15 protein-coding genes are annotated in these 18,625 nt (G+C 45.4%); 13 read left to right on the top strand and 2 right to left on the bottom strand.

All coding sequences use genetic code 11. From position 1 onward, the window contains the following. Positions 1-64 precede the first annotated feature (64 nt). Complete coding sequence (trmL, locus tag AB4274_RS06515; protein WP_009844716.1) at positions 65-544, top strand: tRNA (uridine(34)/cytosine(34)/5-carboxymethylaminomethyluridine(34)-2'-O)-methyltransferase TrmL; 480 nt, start codon at positions 65-67, stop codon at positions 542-544. Between the two features lie 189 nt (positions 545-733). On the opposite strand, the gene AB4274_RS06520 is transcribed toward trmL, so the two are convergent. Continuing rightward, on the bottom strand, positions 734-1,258 hold the full coding sequence (locus AB4274_RS06520; RefSeq protein WP_012604974.1) for an FxsA family protein: 525 nt from the start codon (positions 1,256-1,258) through the stop codon (positions 734-736). 284 nt (positions 1,259-1,542) lie between these two features. Here AB4274_RS06520 and aspA point away from each other — a divergent pair, with 284 nt between their 5' ends. From aspA to AB4274_RS06575, 11 genes are all read left to right on the top strand, one after another. After that, entirely contained in the window at positions 1,543-2,994 is a 1,452-nt protein-coding gene (gene aspA / locus AB4274_RS06525) for an aspartate ammonia-lyase (RefSeq protein ID WP_017063668.1), read from the top strand. A 180-nt stretch (positions 2,995-3,174) separates the two neighbouring features. Then, positions 3,175-4,482, top strand: coding sequence for an anaerobic C4-dicarboxylate transporter (locus AB4274_RS06530; RefSeq protein WP_017061168.1), 1,308 nt, complete (start codon positions 3,175-3,177; stop codon positions 4,480-4,482). A 510-nt stretch (positions 4,483-4,992) separates the two neighbouring features. Then, a complete protein-coding gene (locus AB4274_RS06535) occupies positions 4,993-6,441 on the top strand; it encodes a YfcC family protein (protein WP_017062726.1) in 1,449 nt (482 codons plus the stop codon). 805 nt (positions 6,442-7,246) lie between these two features. After that, positions 7,247-8,470: an arginine deiminase gene (arcA, locus tag AB4274_RS06540; RefSeq protein ID WP_017062724.1), complete on the top strand. Its 1,224-nt coding sequence runs from the start codon at positions 7,247-7,249 to the stop codon at positions 8,468-8,470. A 73-nt stretch (positions 8,471-8,543) separates the two neighbouring features. Continuing rightward, the gene (arcC, locus tag AB4274_RS06545; RefSeq protein WP_017062723.1) at positions 8,544-9,455 is read left to right on the top strand and encodes a carbamate kinase; all 912 of its coding nucleotides are present in this window, start codon (positions 8,544-8,546) and stop codon (positions 9,453-9,455) included. Between the two features lie 141 nt (positions 9,456-9,596). Further along, positions 9,597-10,607 (top strand): ornithine carbamoyltransferase, encoded by a 1,011-nt coding sequence (locus tag AB4274_RS06550; RefSeq protein ID WP_372111380.1) that lies wholly within the window; start codon positions 9,597-9,599, stop codon positions 10,605-10,607. A 460-nt stretch (positions 10,608-11,067) separates the two neighbouring features. Further along, complete coding sequence (pyrB, locus tag AB4274_RS06555) at positions 11,068-11,997, top strand: aspartate carbamoyltransferase (protein ID WP_017063665.1); 930 nt, start codon at positions 11,068-11,070, stop codon at positions 11,995-11,997. Positions 11,998-12,012: 15 nt separating this feature from the next. Then, on the top strand, positions 12,013-12,477 hold the full coding sequence (pyrI, locus tag AB4274_RS06560; RefSeq protein WP_017062720.1) for an aspartate carbamoyltransferase regulatory subunit: 465 nt from the start codon (positions 12,013-12,015) through the stop codon (positions 12,475-12,477). 327 nt (positions 12,478-12,804) lie between these two features. Further along, complete coding sequence (locus AB4274_RS06565) at positions 12,805-13,293, top strand: arginine repressor (protein ID WP_017063664.1); 489 nt, start codon at positions 12,805-12,807, stop codon at positions 13,291-13,293. Positions 13,294-13,468: 175 nt separating this feature from the next. After that, the gene (locus AB4274_RS06570) at positions 13,469-15,319 is read left to right on the top strand and encodes a protein-disulfide reductase DsbD (protein WP_017066562.1); all 1,851 of its coding nucleotides are present in this window, start codon (positions 13,469-13,471) and stop codon (positions 15,317-15,319) included. A 212-nt stretch (positions 15,320-15,531) separates the two neighbouring features. Beyond that, the gene (locus tag AB4274_RS06575; RefSeq protein ID WP_017062717.1) at positions 15,532-16,161 is read left to right on the top strand and encodes a response regulator transcription factor; all 630 of its coding nucleotides are present in this window, start codon (positions 15,532-15,534) and stop codon (positions 16,159-16,161) included. Here AB4274_RS06575 and AB4274_RS06580 read toward each other — a convergent pair. Further along, positions 16,158-17,909, bottom strand: a complete 1,752-nt coding sequence (locus tag AB4274_RS06580; protein WP_372111383.1) for a potassium/proton antiporter — start codon at positions 17,907-17,909, stop codon at positions 16,158-16,160. The genes AB4274_RS06575 and AB4274_RS06580 overlap by 4 nt on opposite strands. Before the next feature lie 448 nt (positions 17,910-18,357). On the opposite strand from AB4274_RS06580, the gene AB4274_RS06585 reads away from it, so the two are divergent. Next, complete coding sequence (locus AB4274_RS06585) at positions 18,358-18,624, top strand: DUF4212 domain-containing protein (protein WP_010435433.1); 267 nt, start codon at positions 18,358-18,360, stop codon at positions 18,622-18,624. Position 18,625: the final 1 nt, after the last annotated feature.

The raw sequence follows: 18,625 nt of genomic DNA on the forward strand, positions 1-18,625 counted from the left end.
AACTGTACTCACTCAGCTTGCCACCGTATACTCGGGCTATCTTTGATTACTCTTGTGAACCAACATGTTTGATATCGCTCTATACGAACCAGAAATTGCACCCAATACGGGTAACATCATCCGCCTATGTGCTAACTGCGGCGCAAACCTGCACCTGATTGAACCGCTTGGCTTTGATTTTGAAGAGAAGAAGGTTCGTCGTGCTGGCTTGGATTACCACGACCTTGCGCGAGTTAAGCGTCACAAGAACCTAGAAGCTTTCCTTGAGTATCTTGAGAATGAACGCGAGGGTGACTTCCGCATCTTTGCCTGCACCACTAAAACGACAGGTCACCACGTTGATGCAAAATTCCAACAAGGTGATGTGTTGATGTTTGGCCCAGAGACTCGCGGCCTGCCTGCTGAGTTCATTGAAAGCATGCCAATGGAACAACGCATTCGTATTCCAATGATGCCAGACGCGCGCAGCCTGAACCTGTCTAACGCAGTGGCAATCATTGCTTTTGAAGCATGGCGACAAATGGGTTTTGAAGGCGCGGTATAACCGAACACTCAAGCTTATCTTTTATCTGTTATCTGTTATCTGTTATCTGTTATCTGTTATCGATAGTAAACAGTAAGTAACAGCTAGCGACAGACAATAAAAAAGGCTCTTACCATTATCACTTTCTTGCGAAGGATAAAGGTAAGAGCCTTTTCTGTTTTCCCTCTATATAAAGAGAGAAAAAATTAATTAGTTTAAGCGGTTACGATCGTTGTCGTCGTCTTTCTTCTCAAACTCACCTTCAAAGGTGTTGCCGTCTTTTGATTGGTCAGATGGATCGCGATTGAATGGGTCTTGTCCAAATGGGCTCTGGCCAAAACCAGCTTGTCCACCGGCATGGAAACCACCAGACATGTTGGTCACCACCATTTTTTCCATCATTTTCTTGGCAATCATCGCTCTTGGTGCTGGCAATAATACCAACATACCGAGTGCGTCCGTCATAAAACCCGGAGTCAGCAGCAATACACCGGCAACTGCAAGCATCACGCCTTCAAGAATCTGTTGTGCTGGCATTTCGCCTTGTTGCAAACGACCTTGCACAGACATAAGTGTCTGAATGCCTTGGCTACGAACCAGCGATGCACCTACAAATGCAGTGATCAAAACCAACGCAATAGTTGGCCACAATCCTAAGAAGCCACCAACTTGAATAAATAGCCCAATCTCAATGATGGGTACGAAGATAAATAGTAATAATAAGATAGGAAACACACGCCCTCCTTTGTTACTTGCAGTTTACGCTGAAAGCCCTAACAATCTCAAATTTATCCTGTAAATAAGCGTGTTTATTGACCAAGAATAACTTTGCAAAATATTGACGAAACAAAACCGAAAAAGGTGATCCACTTAATATTTTTATGCGCTAAGTACAGTATCATGTGCCACATAAGTCAGGACGGATTTATCAGCCCAATATTCTAGCGAACGGAGTATTTGCACACAGAATAGGCTAATAACTAACTATATAATCAGAATAATTCTCTAAGGATCCTGTTATGGCTACTCAATCAGAAGCTCAAGTTGAAGCTCCTCAAGCTACTCGTCTCGAAGAAGATCTATTAGGTCAACGTCATGTTCCGGCTGATGCTTACTACGGCATCCACACTCTACGCGCAGTTGAAAACTTCAACATCTCAAATGTAACGATCTCAGATGTACCTGAATTCGTTCGCGGTATGGTGATGACCAAGAAAGCAGCGGCTTTAGCAAACAAAGAGTTAGGTGTAATTCCAAGCGAAGTGGCTAAATACATCATCCAAGCTTGTGACCTAATTCTAGACACGGGTAAGTGCATGGATCAGTTCCCATCGGACGTTTTCCAAGGTGGTGCTGGTACTTCTGTAAACATGAACGCAAACGAAGTTGTTGCGAACGTGGCTCTTGAACTTATGGGCAAAGAAAAAGGCCAATACGAGTTCATCAACCCGAACGACCATGTAAACCGCAGCCAATCTACAAACTGTGCTTACCCAACTGGCTTCCGTATCTCTGTTTACAACAGCGTTCGTAAACTGATTGATGCGATCGAATACCTAAAAGGTGCATTCGAGCTTAAGAGCCAAGAATTCAACACGATTTTGAAGATGGGTCGTACTCAGCTTCAAGACGCAGTTCCAATGACGGTTGGCCAAGAGTTCCACGCTTGGGCTGTAACCATCAATGAAGAAATCAAAAACCTAGAATACACTTCAAAACTACTGCTTGAAGTAAACCTAGGCGCAACGGCTATCGGTACAGGTCTGAACGCAGCACCGGGTTACCAAGGCCTAGCAGTGAAACACCTAGCAGAAGTAACAGGCCTAGAGTGTGTAGCGGCTGAAGATTTAATCGAAGCAACGTCTGACTGTGGCGCATACGTAATGACGCACGGCGCACTTAAGCGTCTAGCAGTTAAGCTATCTAAGATCTGTAACGACTTGCGTCTACTTTCTTCAGGTCCACGTACTGGTTTGAACGAGCTAAACCTACCTGAACTGCAAGCAGGTTCTTCAATCATGCCTGCTAAAGTAAACCCAGTTGTACCTGAAGTAGTAAACCAAGTTTGCTTCAAAGTTCTAGGTAACGACAACACGGTTTCTTTCGCTGCGGAAGGTGGTCAACTTCAACTGAACGTAATGGAACCTGTTATTGCACAAAGCATGTTTGAGTCTCTAGACATCCTAACAAACGCTTGTGTGAACCTACGCGACAAGTGTGTAGACGGCATTACGGTGAACAAAGAAGTATGTGAAGCGCACGTATTTAACTCTATCGGTATCGTCACTTACCTAAACCCATACATTGGCCACCACGAGGGTGACATTGTTGGTAAGATCTGTGCTGAGACAGGTAAGAGCGTTCGTGATGTGGTTCTAGAGCGCGGTTTATTAACCGAAGAAGAACTTGATGACATTTTCTCTGTTGAAAATTTGATGCATCCTCAGTATAAAGCGAAGCGCTACGAATAAAGTTAGCGAGAAAGGGTTCCAAACGGAGCCCTTTTTTAGGCTCCAATACGGTTAACCATGATTATTTTGTGGATTTCCGTTGGTTGCGCTTTTGCCAAATTGAATCTAAACCATAGAACTATTATGTGAACATTCCAGCGGCGAATGTTCACATAATAAAATCTAAATGAGGTGTTACTTATGATTGCAGTAGAACTGTTTGTCGTCCTGCTCTTTATCTTTTTGGGGGCCAGAATTGGCGGTATCGGTATTGGTTTTGCCGGTGGTGCTGGTGTTATTGCCCTTTCACTTATTCTTGGCGTTCCAACAAGCCAATCTTTCATCCCGATCGACGTAATCTTGATCATCATGTCAGTTATCACCGCAATTGCTGCAATGCAAGTTGCTGGCGGTATGGACTGGTTGGTACAAATTGCCGAAAACTTTTTGCGTAAACACCCTGAACGCATCACCTTTTACGCGCCGATTGTGACCTTTGTAATGACATTAATGGCGGGTACTGGTCACACAGCATTCTCTACGCTTCCTGTTATTGCAGAAGTAGCGAAAGGCCAAGGTGTTCGTCCTTCTCGTCCACTGTCTATCGCAGTTGTCGCTTCTCAAATTGCTATCACAGCTTCGCCAATCTCGGCTGCAGTTGTGGCTTTCGCAGCAATGTTGGCACCATTTGGTGTTGATTACCTAACGCTATTGATGGTTTGTATCCCAACAACCTTCATCGCTTGTATGGTTGGTGCGGTTGTTGCTAACTACATGGGTAGCGAATTGAAAGACGATCCTGTTTATCAAGAACGTCTAGAGAAAGGTCTAATCAAGCTAGCAACAGAAGAGAAACGCGAAATTCTACCTACAGCGAAGAAAGCAACGTACATCTTCCTAGCTGCAATTGGTTTCGTGGTTTGTTACGCAGCGGCTATCTCTAGCTCTGTTGGCCTAATTGAAAACCCGGCGCTAGGTCGTAACGAAGCGATCATGTCTGTAATGCTGGCAGCAGCAGCGGCTATCGTGATGTTCACTAAGATTGATGCAGCGAAGATTTCTTCAGCACCAACGTTCCGTTCTGGTATGACGGCATGTGTATGTGTACTTGGTGTGGCTTGGTTAGGTTCAACGTTTGTAAACGCACACGTTGCTGAAATCAAAGACGTAGCAGGCGCTCTACTGGCTGACTACCCATGGATGCTGGCTCTTGTTCTGTTCTTCGCTTCTATGCTGCTTTACTCTCAAGGCGCAACAACAGTTGCACTGATGCCTGCAGCACTAGCGATTGGCGTAGCACCACTAACAGCCGTTGCTTCTTTTGCTGCGGTAAGTGCGCTGTTCGTACTTCCAACTTACCCTACGCTACTAGCAGCGGTTGAGATGGATGACACAGGCTCAACGCGTATCGGTAACTACGTATTCAACCACCCATTCTTCATTCCAGGTGTGGTAACAATCAGTACTGCGGTAGCACTCGGCTTCGCATTCGGCGGTCTGTTTATCTAACATTCGCTGGTGATTGAACATTTAAAAGGAAGCTTCGGCTTCCTTTTTTGTTTTCTGCTCAATGTGTTATTTGATACGCATCAAATAACCATTATAAACTTTAAAAACCGCCTAAAAATAAAGTTTGAATAAAATTCCAAGATTATTCTGCCTAATCATAAACAACACCTACCAAATCAATCTCCTTCCACTTCCAGTTAATCCAAAACGAATATTAATCCAAGCTAACTAACCAAAAAACCTTGACGATTTTCTGCCATTTTTTAGCCCTTTTATTAGCCATTATTTTTGTGAACAGCACCAAACTTAAATACCGGAGTAAGGAATAAAATAACCGCAGCTAAATTAAATCTAACTTCATTTGGATTAGTAAATATAAAAACAACCTTAATTTAAAGTCAGCAACTTTATATCGTTGAGTACTTTATAAGTGTCCGTGTATTTACAATCTATAAATCATTAGTCGCTAATTCACATCACTTCTATTTAAGATGATGTAAGGAGATAGCCATGACAACTCAAACGATACCAAGCGAGAAAAAAAAGGGCGGCTTCTTTGCCAACTTTAAATTCCCTTCTGCCTACACCATTCTATTTATTCTGATTGCGTTCGTTGCACTGCTTACCTGGATTGTTCCAGCAGGCCAATACGACCGTGCAATGAATGAAGAGCTAGGCCGAGAAGTACCCGTAACCGGAACCTATCAAGCGGTAGAAGGTAACCCTCAAGGCGTGATTGATGTACTGCTCGCGCCTATTGACGGCTTCTATGACCACAATAGCTATGAAGCGGCGGCTATCGACGTTTCGCTGTTCATCTTAATCATTGGTGGCTTCTTAGGGCTAGTAACCAAAACGGGTGCCATTGATGCCGGTATCGAGCGCGTCACCGCCCGCTTAGAAGGGCGAGAAGAGTTGATGATACCAATACTGATGGCGCTATTTGCCGCAGGTGGTACCGTCTACGGCATGGCGGAAGAATCACTGCCCTTCTATACATTGCTAGTGCCGGTAATGATGGCAGCTCGCTTTGACCCTCTTGTTGCCGCTGCGACCGTACTGCTTGGTGCAGGTATTGGGGTGCTGGGTTCAACGATTAACCCATTCGCAACCGTGATCGCTGCCAACGCCTCTGGTATTCCATTTACAGACGGTATCGTGTTGCGCATTGCGATGTTGATTATTGGTTGGGGTATTTGTGTTGCCTACGTAATGCGTTACGCAAGAATGGTTCAAGCCGATCCAACAACATCAATTGTCTACGACAAATACGAAGAGAACAAAGCGCACTTCTTAGGTAATGCGAGCGGCGAAAAACTTGAATTCACCGCGACTCGCAAACTGATTCTGACCATTTTTGGTGGCTCGTTCGCTGTAATGATTTATGGTGTATCCGTTGCTGGATGGTGGATGGCTGAGATCTCAGCGATGTTCTTAGCAGCAACCATCATCGTTGGTATTGTGGCTCGCATGAGCGAAGAAGAGTTTACCACCAGCTTCATTGATGGTGCCCGCGACCTACTTGGCGTTGCGCTCATCATAGGTATTGCACGTGGTATCGTAGTGGTGATGGACCGCGGTATGATCACCGATACCATTCTCTTCTCAGCAGAACAGATGGTAACGGGGCTTTCTTCGGTTATCTTCATTAACGTGATGTTCTTCTTAGAGATTCTACTGTCGTTCTTAGTGCCATCGACCTCTGGCTTAGCGGTACTGACCATGCCAATCATGGCACCACTGGCCGACTTTGCTGGCGTAGGTCGTGACTTGGTTATCACTGCGTACCAATCTGCATCTGGCTTGGTGAACCTAATCACCCCAACCTCCGCGGTGGTGATGGGTGGTTTGGCGATTGCTCGTGTCCCTTACGTGCGCTGGGTTAAATGGGTGATGCCACTAGTCGGTATATTGATGGTGTTCTGCATTGTTGTACTGAGTATTGGTGCGCTGATCTAACTAACAGCACTTCACTCCTTTCTCATCCAAAGCCGCTTCTCACAGCGGCTTTTTTATTGTTCCCTCTCAATGTAACCCTCTGCCACTGAAACAGCTCCTCAAAGCCATACACGCGATATTCAAGGTTCTTCTGTTCGTAGCCAAGCTCAACCAAACTCAAAGCACTCGCAATAGAAGAATCAATCCTACTTTTAAACATCTAATTTTCTTGATGAAATAACACTCTATTTTCAACCATGATGTTTAAACAAATAGTTAGTCACTTATTAGCGTTAATTATATTTAAAGTAATTAATAGCCTAATAAACAGACGAGGATTAATGCCCTTTTCTATCAAAAAACACACTTAAACAGCCGATTTTAAAATGTGATCGCAACAGCTTTATTCGCATTTACTTTGTTAATAAACAATTAATTCCACATCCAAAATTAAATATCTAAATAAAAACACTGCATACTTCCAAGCTAAGTACACTCTTATCAATAAAACTATTCTGCATATAATCCCTCGTAAATTAGATTCTAGTAAGTTTCGTAAAAAAAGCGTGCATAAAGTTCCCTAACTGCTAACTATTTAGAATGTATTATTCATAACTGAAAGTGCATAAAGTTTGTTAAAACCCTTAATTTTAAAGGGCTGCGGGATAAAAAACGATTTGTGATAGATCTCTAAGAATACCTGACTAGCAGGCGTAATATTAATTCCAGACAAGAGATATGAATAAATAATTCATTCTTCTCAACTGAAAATAAATAATTACTCTTAGCGATAAAAGTAATTCAAATATATAAGAGAGAGACGATCATGAGTAAGTTCTATGTAGGTTCTGAAATAGGTCAATTACGCCGCGTTCTAGTTCACCGTCCAAGACGCGCACTGACTCACCTAACACCCTCTAACTGTCACGATTTACTATTTGATGACGTACTGGCTGTTGAACGTGCTGGTAAAGAGCATGACGCATTTACTCAAACGCTGCGTGATCAAGGTGTTGAAGTTCTTCTTCTTACTGACCTACTAGCAGACACGCTAGCAGTGCCAGAAGCGAAAGATTGGCTTTTGAATCATCAAGTTTCTGATTACCGCTTAGGCAAAACCTTTGCTAACGATGTGCGCTGCTACTTGGGCGACTTACCAAACCTAGAACTAGCAAAAATCCTAACGGGTGGTCTGTCTTACGCTGAGATGCCAATGAAATCATCTTCAATGATGCAAGGCATGCACGCACCAACCGACTTCATTATCGAACCGCTACCAAACCACCTATTTACTCGTGACACATCTTGCTGGGTATACGGTGGCGTATCCATCAACCCGATGGCGAAACCTGCTCGTCAACGTGAAACCAACCACGTTCGCGCTATTTACCGCTGGCACCCAACATTTGCTGGCCAAGACTTCATTAAGTACTTCGGCGATGAAGAAAACATCAGCTACGACAACTCAACCATTGAAGGCGGTGACGTTCTTGTAATCGGTCGCGGTACGGTTCTTATCGGTATGTCTGAGCGTACAACAGCACAAGGTGTTGAGCACTTAGCATCTAGCCTATTCAAACACGGTCAAGCGAAACAAGTTATCGCAATGCAGCTACCAAAACACCGCTCTTGCATGCACTTAGACACCGTTATGACGCACATGAACGAAGATACGTTCTCTGTTTACCCTGAAGTGGTGAGTAAAGACGTACAGTGCTGGAACCTAACTGGTGATGAGTCTGGCGCAGTGAAAGTGAAAGAAGAAGGCTACTTCGTAACAGCTATCGAAAAAGCACTTGGCGTAGACAAGCTAAACCTAATCACGACCGGTGGTGACAACTTCCATGCAGAACGTGAGCAGTGGAACGATGCAAACAACGTTCTAACGGTTAAACCTGGCGTTGTGATTGGCTACGAAGGCAACACCTACACCAATGAAAAATACGATAAAGCAGGCATCACAGTTCTTCCTATCCCTGGAGATGAACTTGGCCGCGGTCGCGGTGGCGCACGCTGCATGAGCTGCCCAATTGAGCGTGATGGTATCTAATCACTAAGACGAAAACGGCCAAGTTGAATGATCTTAAATAATCTCAGCTTGGCCAAAATGAGAGAACACAATTATGACTAAGCAAACTGTTGTTGTTGCACTCGGCGGTAATGCCTTACTTCGTCGCGGTGAGCCGTTAGAAGCCGATGTTCAACGCCGTAATATTGAAACAGCGGTTAAAACCATCTCTGAAATCGCGAAAGTGTACAACGTGGTTCTAGTACATGGTAATGGCCCACAAGTTGGTTTACTGGCTCTGCAAGGTTTGGAATACAAAAAAGTAAACCCGTATCCGCTAGATGTATTGGGCAGTGAGACTCAAGGCATGATCGGCTACATGCTGATGCAAGAGTTCAAGAACTATCTACCTAACCGCAACATCTCGTGCATGTTGACGCAAATGACCGTTGATCCAAACGATCCTGCATTCGCCGATCCAACGAAGCCGATTGGCCCGATCTACGAAGAAGCGGAAGCGCGTGAATTGGCGGAGAAATTCCACTGGATCGTCAAACCAGACGGCCAACACTTCCGTCGCGTTGTGCCAAGCCCACGCCCTACTGGCATTGTTGAGCACGAAGCGATCACCCAACTTATCGATGCAGGCCACCTAGTGATTTGTACTGGCGGCGGTGGCATCCCAGTGAAAAAAGAGAACGGCAAATTAGTGGGTGTTGAAGCGGTTATCGACAAAGACATGTCAGCGGCTTTCTTAGCGAAACAACTGGATGCGGATGCACTGCTTATTTTGACCGACGCGGACGCTGTTTACCTTGATTGGGGCAAACCGACTCAACACGCACTGCGCAGCACCACACCAAGTGAACTGGCGAAATTCGAATTTGATGCAGGCTCTATGGGACCAAAAATTGAAGCATCGTGCGAATTCATTCAGCAAGGCGGCAAAGTCGTCGGTATTGGTGCACTCGAAGATGGTTTGCAAATCCTGCAAGGCTTGGCGGGCACCAACATCACCAAAGATTAATCTACTCGCGAGCTTTTCAAACCTTGCGAGAAAACTGAATCACCGTTTGAACTGAAATTAATACACAAAAATTGAATCGCGCTTTCTTGAATTTTCTTTCCCTGTAACAAGAAAGCGCCTAAATCTAAGAAGGAATACATCATGGCTTTTAACCTACGCAATCGTAACTTCCTAAAACTACTAGATTTCACTCCACGCGAAATTCAACACTTATTAGATCTTTCTATGGAGCTAAAAAAAGCGAAGTACAACGGTTACGAACAGCCAACACTAACTGGCAAAAACATTGCGCTTATCTTTGAGAAAACCTCAACTCGTACTCGCTGTGCATTCGAAGTAGCGGCATTCGACCAAGGCGCTCGCGTGTCTTACTTAGGCCCATCTGGCTCTCAAATTGGCCACAAAGAATCAATGAAAGATACCGCTCGCGTTCTTGGCCGTATGTACGATGGCATTGAATACCGCGGCTTCGGTCAAGAGATTGTTGAAGAGCTAGGCGCTTACGCTGGAGTTCCAGTATGGAATGGTCTGACTGACGAATTCCACCCTACACAAATTCTTGCTGACTTCCTAACCATGACGGAATACGGCCGTGGTAAACAACTGCATGAAATCAGCTTTGCTTACCTAGGTGATGCTCGCAACAACATGGGTAACTCTCTGATGGTTGGCGCAGCGAAAATGGGCATGGACATTCGCCTTGTTGCTCCAAAACAGTTCTGGCCACAAGAAGAACTATTGGCTCAGTGTCGTGAAATCGCAGAGCACACAGGTGGCAAAATTACACTGACTGAAGATGTTCAAGAAGGCGTGCAAGGTTGTGACTTCCTGTACACCGACGTTTGGGTATCTATGGGCGAAGCAAAAGAAGCATGGGCTGAGCGTATTAACCTAATGATGCCTTACCAAGTGAACATGGAAATGCTGAAAGCAACGGGTAACCCATATGTGAAATTCATGCACTGTCTGCCAGCTTTCCACGGCGAAGATACAACCGTCGGCAAACAACTTGCTGCTGAATATCCGCAGCTTAAAGATGGCGTAGAAGTGACGGACGAAGTGGTCGAGTCTGAATACTCAATCGTGTTCGATGAAGCAGAAAACCGCATGCACACCATCAAAGCAGTAATGGTTGCGACACTAGGCAGCTAAGAAGTTAAGCACGCACTTGTTCGCAATAAATTGACAAGCTAAGTGCAATAACAGGGAAATGCGGGTGGCGTTCTTGGGATTTTGACCTTGGATAAAACCCGCATTTTTTTTCATGTACTAGAAAAGATTATTACCTGAAAAAGCCTGAGACTCTCAGTTCCAACAAAGGCTTAAATGGAAACTAGAAACGGACGTAATTTCGCATAAAAATCCATTAAATGAATACTTTACGGAAAGTATTGCATGGCATTTTTATCTGAGTATAATCCTCCGCAATTTGTCTAAAGAGAGCAAAAAATGAACCGCAATTCTGTCGCACATAATTGTCAAACTACACGCCAAAGAGTGGCGGTGGTGTCATTTTTATTTTGCTCTATTGATCGTTTCAAAGCCTCCTATTTTTAGGGGGCTTTTTTTTGTCCGCAATTTGACTGTATGCATAGAAAAAGGAAGACCCGTTATGGCGCATTCGTTATTTAACAAGCACATCATCTCCATTCCAGAGCTCTCTCGTGATGAACTGGAGCTTATCGTCGACACAGCAGCAAGACTCAAGGCCGAGCCAAACCCAGAGTTGCTGAAAAATAAAGTCGTTGCGAGCTGCTTCTTTGAGCCTTCAACTCGAACTCGCCTTTCATTTGAGACCGCCGTCCAGCGCCTTGGTGGCACGGTCATTGGCTTTGATAATGGCGGTAACACCTCACTGGCGAAGAAAGGCGAAACACTTGCCGATTCAGTGCAGGTTATTTCATCCTACGTCGATGCCTTTGTAATGCGTCACCCACAAGAAGGGGCAGCACGTTTAGCGTCTGAATTTTCTAACGGTGTGCCGGTAGTAAACGGCGGCGACGGTGCTAACCAGCACCCGACGCAAACCTTGCTGGACCTGTTCTCGATTTACGAAACACAAGGCACGCTCGATAACCTCAATGTGGCGTTCGTCGGCGACCTAAAATATGGCCGTACCGTGCACTCATTGACCCAAGCACTATCGAAATTCAATAACGTGCGTTTCTTCTTTATCGCGCCAGAAGTCTTAGAGATGCCAGATTACATCTGTGAAGAATTGGAAGAGATGGGCATCCAATACAGCACTCACAGCAGCATTGAAGAAGTCGTGCCTGAACTGGATGTTCTGTACATGACTCGCGTGCAGAAAGAGCGCTTTGATGCGTCGGAATACGCACACATGAAATCGGCTTACATCCTCACCGCCGATACATTGAAAGACGCTCGTCAAAACATGAAGGTACTTCACCCGCTGCCACGCGTCGACGAAATCACCACCGACGTTGATAAAACGCCACACGCTTACTACTTCGAACAAGCTGAAAACGGTGTATACGCTCGCGAAGCCCTATTGGCCCTAGTTCTTAACGACACTTTATAAGCAGGAGAAACAGTCATGGTTAAACAAACTCAGCTACAAGTAGAAGCGATCCGTAACGGCAGCGTGATTGACCACATCCCTGCTCACCTTGGTATCAAAATCCTTAAACTGTTTAAGCTACACAAGACAGAACAGCGCATCACTATGGGCTTAAACCTGCCATCATCGGCACTTGGCCATAAAGATCTAATCAAGATTGAGAACATCTTCCTGACCAAGGAACAAGCCAACCAATTGGCTCTTTATGCTCCGCAGGCAACGGTCAATCAGATTGAAGAGTATAAAGTGGTTAATAAGCTAACCCTTGTGCTGCCAGAGCAAATCCACAGTGTCTACTCTTGCCCGAATAGCAACTGTATTTCGCACGGTGAACCTGTCGAAAGCAGCTTTAAAGTGCAGCTAAAACAGGAAAACGTGCAGCTAAAATGTCACTACTGTGAAAAAGTATTCTCTCGCGAGATCATGAGTGAAATTCGCTAACCCTTAGCGCCATTATCACGGTCTCCAAAGCACCCTAATACCGATGGATATTTATGCCAAACTTGGAATAAATATCCATTTAACAAAAGAATAAAACTCCAAAATAAAAGCAATTAACTAGAATTTTATTTGGTGATCCCCTTCAAAAAGATAACTATCCTTTAGTGGTAGACTCAATGGGTAGACGATCATACATCACGCATACCTTCCCTCTCTATTTCGGGATTCATCGGTAAGCCCTATTTAACAATCGTACTCTACGGCTTTGGGAGTACGCTCGGCGCTATGGACAAGCGATAACCACATGTTGACCTTAAGGAGTTGTTCATGAACCCAATCACTGAGCACGGTTGCTTGTATTCAGCTGAAGATAAAACACTGACTGCAGCGTGCAAACGCTTACTACAACAACAAAGCTTCTCGACCCAAAATCAACTGCGAGAGAAACTCGTCGATATTGGCTATACCGGTATCAGCCAATCGACCGTATCTCGTATTTTGTCACAGCTTGGTGTTGTCAAAATTCAGAATGCTTGCGGTAAAAAGGTTTACTGCATCACGGTTGAAAGTGCACCGGTTCGTGTCGATGCATCCATCTCATCGCAAATCGAATTCATCACTCATAACCAAGCGATGGTCATCGTAAAAACTCATCCAGGTTGTGCTCAATTAGTCGCAAGATTAGTCGATATCGACCCACATACTGAGATTATCGGCACCGTTGGCGGTAATGATACCGTGCTTATTATTCCAAAAGATACGATGAATATTGATGCTTGCGAACAAGTAGTAAAAGCACGCTTGGGTGTAGCTTAAATGTCTCTTTTACAAAGGCAAGTCACTCAAGTTGAATTGCAGCTCCCCACTCGATTACCCAATAAAATCGCTATCCCGCCTTAGGGGATATTTGTTTGCCGATGAAACTAATAGCAAACTATTACGGTCTGATTGAGTTAAGATACCTTCAACTCCATTTTGATGACTAAATAGTATGCGACGACTTGCCACATTACTTTTTGTTTGTGTTTCCCTATTCACCCAGCCTGCGTGGGCGCTATTTGGGAACGACAACGCCGAGCCAAGCTTCGGAGGCAATAACAATGGTTTTGTCCCTGTAGACCAAGCTTTCCCTTTCAATTACTACCAGCAAGACGACAAAGTCCTTCTCGACTGGCAAGTAAAAGAGGGCTACTACCTCTATCAACATAGCCTCTCGTTCACCGGGCAAAATCTCGCTATCGGTAATGTTGAATTAGAAGATGGTAAGCCGCACCAAGATGAATTCTTCGGTGAGGTGAGCATTTATACTCAGCCGTTATTCGTGCAAGTTCCTCTGCAGAGTTACCAAGATGGCTCACAGCTGATCGTTAAGTATCAAGGCTGTGCGGACGCAGGGTTCTGCTACCCACCAGAGACTCGTATCATCGACATTGAACCTTTCACAGCAACAGGTTCTGCTAATTCGCAAGGTAGTGACTCACAAGCTTCATCTTCTGCTGGCAACGAAACCGATGTTTCTACGCAACCAACATCTCCGAAAGCAGACGTTGTAAGTAACACGACTCAACAGCCAAATGCCCCTGTTTCAAAAGAAGCAGGCTTAGCCGATAAGCTCGGTGACAGTTGGTGGACCCCTCTATTATTCTTAGCACTCGGTGTTGGTTTAGCCTTTACGCCGTGTGTGCTGCCTATGTATCCGATTCTAACGGGTATCGTTTTAGGTGGTGGCAAACTCAGCCAAGGTCGCGCGCTGATGCTGTCCTTTATTTACGTGCAAGGCATGGCGTTAACCTACACCTTATTAGGTTTAGTGGTTGCTTCAGCAGGCATGCAGTTCCAAGCCGCTATGCAGCACCCTTACGTGCTGATCGCGCTGAGTGTTCTGTTCGTGGCGTTGGCAATGTCGATGTTTGGCGTTTATAACCTGCAACTGCCAAGCAGCATTCAAACTTGGCTCAACAATCAAAGCAATAAGCAGCAAGGTGGCAATACCTTGGGCGTATTCGCAATGGGCGCTATCTCTGGCTTGGTGTGTTCACCTTGTACCACGGCGCCATTGTCAGGCGCGCTGCTGTATGTGGCTCAGAGTGGCGACCTATTTACCGGTGCGATTGCTCTGTATGCATTAGCCATGGGTATGGGTATTCCGCTGATTTTAGTTGCGGTATTTGGTAATAAGCTATTGCCTAAAGCGGGCAGCTGGATGGACAAGGTGAAGATCGTATTCGGCTTTATCTTGCTGGCAGCACCTATCTTCCTGCTAGAGCGCATCATTCCTGAATTGTGGGCAACCGTGCTTTGGTCTGGCCTTGGCTTCATCGCCTTTGGTTGGCTGTACCATAGCAAGAATGCACTGCCATTCGGCGGCTGGAAGCAGAGTGCGGTAGGCATCATCGCGATGCTTGGCTTGTTTGCTTCGGCACAGCCTGCATTGAACTATTGGTTTGCGGAGAAGAGCGTAACGGTAGAACAACAGCACATCCAATTTGCACGCATCAACACGGTTGAAGAGCTAGAAATCCAGCTCATCGAAGCGAAGAAACTCGGTAAGCCTGTGATGCTCGACTTCTACGCCGATTGGTGTGTGGCGTGTAAAGAGTTCGAGAAGTACACCTTCCATCAAGCTGATGTGGAAAACAAGCTTTCTGACTTTGTACTGCTACAAGCCGATGTAACGAGAAACATGCCTCAAGACATTGAACTGCTTAAACAATTACAGGTACTTGGCTTACCGACGATTGAGTTCTGGGATGGCGAGGGTAACCATGTTCCAAATGCTCGTGTAACCGGTTTTATGCCTGCCGATGTATTCTTAAAACACATGCAAAACCACCAGCTATAACGGCAATATTCACTAAAATATAAGCCGAATCGAAAGCCGCACCGCCCCTCCGTAACGAGATGGCAGTGCGGCTTTTTTGCTATTCAGAGTAACGCTTTCTTATTCCGGGGATAAAAGTCGATATGGTTCAGACTTTTAATGCATAGATATTGTCCACATACTCAATCAGGATGATAATAAATATTAACTAAATTGTTAAAAGTATGAACGTCATGGACTCGACCTATACCATCATCATTGCTGATGACCACCCTCTCTTTCGCAACGCCCTGTTTCAGTCAGTTCATATGGCGATCAGTGGTGCGAACCTGCTTGAGGCCGATTCTCTCGATGCCTTACTGACTCTGCTAAAGAAAGAAGGCGAGCCGGATCTATTACTGCTCGATCTGAAAATGCCGGGCGCCAATGGCATGTCAGGCTTAATTCAACTGCGCGCTGAATACCCAGATCTACCGATTGTGGTGGTTTCTGCCAGTGAAGATGCCAGCGTGGTCACTCAGGTGAAGAGCCACGGTGCGTTTGGCTTTATTCCTAAGTCGAGTGATATGCGTGAGTTGGTGAGTGCACTGAATCAAGTGCTGAATGGCGACCCGTTCTTCCCTGAAGGGCTTATCACCAATAATGCAGCGTGTAGCGACCTTGCAGAAAAGATTTCCACACTGACGCCTCAGCAATACAAGGTATTAGGGATGCTTTCTGACGGCTTGCTTAACAAGCAAATCGCGTATGAATTGAATGTTTCGGAAGCGACCATCAAAGCACATATGACGGCCATCTTCCGTAAACTGGATGTGAAAAATCGTACTCAAGCGGTTATCTTGCTACAAGAAGTCCACAATTAAGCTTCACTGATATCCTCTTCTAAAGTCGTCTTAGGTAAACATAAACCCAACCTGACGACTTTATGATCATCTATCTCTGCAACCACCCAAGTGATGTCATGCCACTCAAAGCTATCACCCAATACAGAGTGTGCGCCAAGCTCTTGAGCAACCAATTGTTTTAGCGTCATTTCTCGCTCTTCTTCCGAGCCAAGTTCAATACCATAACAATCACTCACTGCCGCAACTGATAGCTCAACATCCAAGAAGAAGTCACCAAAGAATCGTGCCGCCTCTTCTGCTAGAGGCGCCTCACTGAACAACGAACTTAAGCTGTCCAAATCTTTGTCTTGACCAAGCACACATAAGATATCGTTCGCCTCTAACACGGTGCTGCCTGATGGGTGAAGCAAGGCATCCTTTCTAAACAGTGCAGTAATTCGCGTCCCTTCTGGCATAGATAAGCGTTTAAGCGGCTCGCCGACACACCACTTCTCGTCTTTCAATTTGTAAACAAACATCTCCCACTCACTGGTCGGATAAATCTCCATACCGGTACGAGAAATCGGTGTTGGCGTCGGTGGTAGCGTCACTTGAGCGAGTCTTGCAACTTTCATCAAGCTACCGCCTTGAACAATCAGCGAAACCATAACCACGAAGAAGGCGATATTGAAATACAGCTGAGCATTGGGCAGGCCTGCCATCATCGGGAATACCGCTAAGATGATTGGTACTGCACCACGCAAACCTACCCAAGAAACAAACCAGCGTTCTTTGGTGGAAAAGCTTCTGAACGGCAGTAAACCCAACCAAACCGACAGCGGACGAGCAAACAAAATCATACCGAAGGCCAGTGCCAGCGCAGGCAGAGCAATGTCCATCAACGTTGATGGCGTCACCAATAAACCCAATACCAAGAACATCACGATCTGGCTTAGCCACGTCATGCCATCAAGAACATTAAGAATCGAGTGTCGAGAGCGCGTCGGACGATTACCAATGAACAAGCCCACTAGGTAAATCGATAAGATGCCGCTGCCGCCAAGCATGTTAGAGAACGCAAACAGCGCCACGCCCCCACTGAGTACCAGAATGGAATAAAGGCCATCAGCCAATTGTACTCGATTGATTAAGCTCCATAGAACCCAGCCGCCGCCAATACCAACAAGAGTACCGATACCAAACTGCATCGCAAAACTTTGCAATAGGAAGTTCATTCCCATCTCAGCGTCAGGGTTACCTAACAGCGCAATTAAGGTCACCGTCAGGAAGACCGCCATTGGGTCGTTAGTGCCCGATTCGATCTCTAGGGTTGAGCCAACACGCTCATTGAGACTCTGTCCTTTCAGCAAAGAGAATACCGCTGCCGCATCGGTTGAACCAACAATCGCCCCGACCAAGATGCCCTGCATTAATGACAAGTCAAACAGCCAAGCCGCCATTAATCCGGTTAAGGTTGCTGTACATGCGACACCTATCGTCGCCAGCGAGAGCGAAGGCCAGAAAGCGACCTTGAAGCTCGCCACCTTGGTTCGCATACCGCCATCCAACAGAATCACGGCAAGCGCAAGGTTACTCACCAAGTAGGTCAGTGAGTAATCATCGAAATGAATATTACCGGGTCCATCTTCACCCGCTAACATACCAACGAACAAAAAGATCAAAAGAATAGGAACGCCCAATCGAGAGGACACTTGTGAGAAAAGCACGCTGATGGCGATGAGTACGGCACCAGTCAAGAATAAGTGGTTAATGGTTATTGCGTCCAATTCGTTCCCCCAAAGAATAAAATCCGAGCTTTAAGCCTGTTGATCTTTTGCCACTAGCTTGTTGATCTTCTGCCGTTTAGCAAGGCACGGTCGGTGAAAGTGCCGTTGTTACTATAACAAACTTATGTTTCGCTTCGTGTCATAAGCAGGGCTAAATACCGTTTCTCGGTCATTTAGTTGTTAAATTTTATGACTCGCAGTCTAATTCATCCCTTTTTGTTAGACCTTTGGCTAATTTAACAACATTGTAACATCACATTTTTCTATGGTTATGTCTCCTAGCTCCCATATTTCAGTACATTAGCGCTAATACCATCCCGACTAAAGTTGCACAGATCCCTTGACTTATCCTTGCTACATTCTAAATCGTAACATTACGTTAACACGCTATTTTACAAAACGGTTTCACAAAAACAGTTTCTACGAAAACGGAATAAAGGAGAAGGCAATGGCGTTCGAATCTACGGAACATGCTCAAGCCTACTGGAAGGAAAACTTGGGAATTATGGGAACACTGCTCGCGGTCTGGTTTGCGGTGTCTTACGGCGCTGGCATCTTATTTGTGGATGCCCTCAATACCGTTCAGTTTGGCGGGTTCAAGCTAGGATTTTGGTTCGCTCAGCAAGGTTCGATATACACCTTCGTGGCGCTGATATTTATTTACGTTGTCCGCATGAATGCGCTCGACAAAAAATACAACGTACAGGAAGACTAGA

Source organism: Vibrio sp. 10N.261.55.A10 (assembly GCF_041470825.1).
In the GTDB taxonomy this organism is placed as follows: domain Bacteria; phylum Pseudomonadota; class Gammaproteobacteria; order Enterobacterales; family Vibrionaceae; genus Vibrio; species Vibrio crassostreae_C.